The 4,191-nt window shown below is 38.0% G+C and carries 4 protein-coding genes; 1 reads left to right on the top strand and 3 read right to left on the bottom strand.

Annotation, left to right across the window (positions count from 1 at the left end):
- Positions 1–105: 105 nt before the first annotated feature.
- Positions 106–717, bottom strand: coding sequence for a DUF4145 domain-containing protein (locus F1593_RS27415; protein ID WP_216369012.1), 612 nt, complete (start codon positions 715–717; stop codon positions 106–108).
- A 270-nt stretch (positions 718–987) separates the two neighbouring features.
- Between F1593_RS27415 and tcmP the strand changes: the two genes are divergently transcribed.
- Complete coding sequence (tcmP, locus tag F1593_RS27410) at positions 988–2,109, top strand: three-Cys-motif partner protein TcmP (protein WP_149404733.1); 1,122 nt, start codon at positions 988–990, stop codon at positions 2,107–2,109.
- A 63-nt stretch (positions 2,110–2,172) separates the two neighbouring features.
- Here the strand turns inward: tcmP and F1593_RS27405 are convergent, their stop codons facing one another.
- Both F1593_RS27405 and F1593_RS27400 read right to left on the bottom strand, forming a co-directional pair.
- Positions 2,173–2,901 (bottom strand): DUF5131 family protein, encoded by a 729-nt coding sequence (locus tag F1593_RS27405; protein WP_149404732.1) that lies wholly within the window; start codon positions 2,899–2,901, stop codon positions 2,173–2,175.
- A 418-nt stretch (positions 2,902–3,319) separates the two neighbouring features.
- Positions 3,320–3,862, bottom strand: a complete 543-nt coding sequence (locus tag F1593_RS27400) for a hypothetical protein (protein WP_149404731.1) — start codon at positions 3,860–3,862, stop codon at positions 3,320–3,322.
- Positions 3,863–4,191 lie beyond the last annotated feature (329 nt).

Genomic DNA, 4,191 nt, shown 5'->3' with positions numbered 1-4,191 from the left:
GATCATGTTTCCTCCCTGAGAACGGTGTTGTTTTTGTCAATTTCACCTTAACTCTCAGGGATTCTTTTTGTCAATTTGTTCGTCAATTGTCACATTGGTTCACGCTCACTTTGAACCATGCCTAAATAGTAGTAATACAGTGTCTGGATGATCTTGAACATCAATTTCTCCTGGATGAACAGCATTGTTTCCAATTACACGAACAATATCAAGAGATTGCTGAATTTTTGTTGGTAGCCCTTGCCTGACAAGTGCTGCAATGTCTTGATTAATATTTTTCCCAGGTTGCCCTAAATGCATACACAATTTTTGGACACAAAGACGCAATAATGCCGCACTTGATCGGGGGGAATTATAAAAGGCAGCTCTTGCTTCTTCAAAATCTTTTTTTATATCAGATGGCATATCTTCTGATGGCTCCGGGGTAATGTTTATACTGTCATTAGGATATACTATAGTAGTAATTACCTCCTCCCCTTCTAATAATTTTTCATTGACTAATGGCTCGTCACCTTCTCCTAGATAAAATCTTCTTGAAACAGTTTTTTCTATTTTTTGAACAGTAGGTTTAATGCATGTTACACATTTAAGGAATAAATAATTCTGGACATAAAATATGTTTGTGGCTAATTCTTCTTCTTCTATATACTCTCCTTCTAATGAAAGAACTGTTGTATTGCCGCAATGAAAACATTTCTGAACTAAGTTGTTTTCCACTAGGGACCTCCTTAGCATAAATTTTAGTGAATGCTAGAATTTTTTGAATTTTTGCTCAAGAGTTGTTGTACAAAAGTATCTGCAAGTATCCTATTAGCTGTACAAGCTTGAGTATACCATGAAATACCTCTAGCCTTTAAGATACGTAGCCATCTTATCTATTATTTTTATGCACGAAAAAATTGTAACATATTGAAATAAATTATATAGCACAATATACTAGTGTAGTAACAATTTTTAGTGTCTTTACATACCGAGAAAGGCAAGAGCATGGGCAAATATGATGATGACTTTTTTGGAGGCAAAAGACCATGGTCAGTTATAAAAGACAGAGTGCTACGAGATTATATGAATGTATATTTAGCTAAAGTTAATACTAGAGGGCAGCATATCGTTTTGATTGATGCATATGCTGGTCCAGGCGTTTTTCAAGATGGATCAAATGGTTCGCCTATTATAATTTGTACTGCTGCAGAAAAATTTGCCAAAAATAACTACAGCGCTTTCTTCTTTAATATAAGACAAGACTTTCATAGTCAGTTAGAAACCGCGCTTAAAAATTCTGGTTTCAATAGTGCTCATGCATTTAAAACGAACAGTTTGAAAACAATTAATCAACTTCCTCAAATTCTTAAAGATAACACAGTGTTCCTTTATCTGGATCCCTTTGGTCTTAAGGGATGCGGTTATGATCAGTTGGAACCTTTCTTAAAAAGAAATTCCAAGTATAGTACCGAAATTGTGCTAACCATGTGTATGCCAGCGGTGCATCGTATGGCTGCATTTCATGCAGTTAAGAGGGGTGAGATAAATGAAAAAACCAAGAAATATCATGAAAGGCTCACGACAGTCTTCGGAGGCGATTACTGGAAAGATATTCTTTATCAAGAGAATGTTGATGCTGAAACCAAAGAGTTCCAATTAATAGATGCCTACTTATCTAAGTCTGCACAATTCCTTCCTTTTACTGGATACTGTCCTGTACGTCAAAAGAGTGATAGTAGAATAAAATACTTTATGGTTTTTGTTTCTGGTCATCCAGATGCGATGGTGCTCATGAATGATATTATGCACAAAGCATATTTTTCACAGATGCATAGAGCAGATTTCCAAGGAACTTTATTTGAAGAGTTGGATTGGAGGGATATGCCACTGACTGATGACAGATCAGAACAAAAATTGAATGCTTTAATTAAAGAGTTGGTCTCAAAATATCCTGGAGAAACAAGAGAGAATATATGGCTTCAGGTTGTGAAATCAAATTTTATGAAATATGAGAGAAAGTTTTACCGTAGTTTGCTTAAAAATATGGCGGACAAAAGCCAAATAGTATATCAAGTTGATCCCAGTACTGGGAGAAGGAATGAAAATAGCAAACTATATCCTGTATGAGCAAAGCAGCTGTTAACAGCTGCTTCAGGTTTTAGAATAAAAATTTAACATACCACGCTAGTATTAACTAGTTACTAGCATACGGGGCGTGGGCATCTCATCCCACGTCCTACCATCTAGAAGCCGTCCGCCGGATTTCGGATTACGGCCTCCCCACTGCTTATGGAAAAAAGCAACACCAGTATTTGAGCACTGGTCACGTAAGCTTCTTACCCAATCAGGATCACACGGACGATGTCCATAGCCACTCTCACCACCTGAGATCAGCCAATGTATTCCTTCCAAATTTAAGTTGTCTAGAGGCCCGAGTAAAGGCTCGGCACTAACAAACCTAACAGTAGCTGGAACCTGACGTAAATGGTCAATTCTCCAACGGTAAAAATCTTGTTCTACAGATACCCCTGCCCATATATTTGGAGCCCAGGGTAATTGTGGGCCTAAACGGGCTAAACGGGCACTACGCTTTGTAAGAACCTGAAATATATGCCAATCGGCCTTAACCATTGTTTGAAAAACACTATGAATATACTCATCCGGAATGTCTTTGTGAAACAAATCAGACATTGAATTCACAAAAATCATCCTTGGTTTTTTCCATTTTAAAGGAAGCTCTAAGCGATTTGGATGTAATTTAAGATCAAATCCTTGCTCATAAGGATGATTGGGAACTCCCCGAAAACGTTCAGCAAAAGTAAGCGCATAGCAATGATCACACCCTGGGCTTACTTGAGTACATCCAGTTACAGGGTTCCATGTTGAATCCGTCCACTCTATTGCAGATTTGTCACTCATGTTGAAATCCCTCGTTTATTAACTTTCATTAGTACAGAAAAAATGCTATAGGAGACCTGAAATACTGGCTTACCAGTTCTGAAAAAAGAACAGTTAGCATCAAACTTCTATTACGCCAAACCGAACAAAAGTTCTAATTCTATTTTCATATTAACATATCAATATCGATAAGACAAATACAGATCATTAAATATCAAATAATGGAACTAATAGAACCTGAGGCATTTATAACATCCCTAATCCCTACCTGTCACAGTATTGAGTACTTTTGGGGTTGTCTTATAAGACCTTCAGGTACTCTTAGATAAGTTCAAATAAAAATACACCTGCTAAGAAGAATGTTTGCAAGTGTATTTCTAGCTACTTTTGATCAGGTTTAAAATGCTTTCCTGAATAAAGATTAAGATGATTGTGAATTTTATTTTTGACCGGCGAAAGTTTGGTAAGCCTCTCTGTAAGCGTGTGTTATTGGTGCTCCAGACTTCTTCATGTCAATAACAAACACTCTGGTATCTTCCCGCGGGAAGATGATCTCACTGAAACCAAAGTGCTGTAGCAGTCTGACACCGCTGCGGGTGGCTCCGACTGATACAATCCTCTCGACGATAACTCCTCGTTTGCCGAGATCAACGATAGCATCCATGAAATTAGAAATGAGCTTCGCACCATATTTGCTTCTGAGGTCTTTATGCAGGCTTGGTTTGATGCCGATTTCCGCAAGGTATAATTGAACCTTATTGCCTGGCGTGTATTCCTCTTCAAGTTTAAAGAATGCATCTAACTCACGGGTCAGGGCGTCTACATCCTTCTTCAGGGAAAATCCATGTTTCCTTCCAGGAGGAACCACGTGTCTTATCTTGCCCTTCTCTACATAATTGGCGATCATGGCCCCGCTTATATTCAATATCGCTTTCACCTGCGTCGAGGTGTAGTAACCTTTGGGTGGCTGGTATCTAGGCATTGCTTTCTCTCTGAACAGGATGTCTAATCGGTGCAACACCTGATAGAATAATATATTATTCAACATCACATTGAGGAGGAAAGTTTTATGGATAGACCAGAATCGAGGTGCATTGTATTTTAGTTCTCCAACTTGGAAAACTGCTTAATTGCATCTCTATAAGCATTCATGATAGGTGCGCCTGATTTCTTCGGGTCTAGCTCGAATATAATGCCCCTAGAAATTCAGACAGAAAAAAGTTGGCTCGTAAGATAAAATTGATTCATGGAAAAGCAAAAAAGAAAACAACACACGGCAGAATTTAAGGCAAAAGTAGTAAAGGAGATTTT

It is taken from the genome of Dictyobacter arantiisoli (genome assembly GCF_008326305.1).
GTDB lineage: Bacteria > Chloroflexota > Ktedonobacteria > Ktedonobacterales > Ktedonobacteraceae > Dictyobacter > Dictyobacter arantiisoli.
The sequence above is the reverse complement of the archived record's forward strand: the minus strand, read 5'-3'. Positions and strand labels throughout refer to the sequence as shown.

Bases quoted from the DNA above. Each gene is read 5' to 3' on its own strand.
- tcmP (WP_149404733.1), top strand. From the start codon at position 988: ATGGGCAAATATGATGATGACTTTTTTGGAGGCAAAAGACCATGGTCA.
- F1593_RS27405 (WP_149404732.1), bottom strand. From the start codon at position 2,901: ATGAGTGACAAATCTGCAATAGAGTGGACGGATTCAACATGGAACCCT.
- F1593_RS27400 (WP_149404731.1), bottom strand. From the start codon at position 3,862: ATGCCTAGATACCAGCCACCCAAAGGTTACTACACCTCGACGCAGGTG.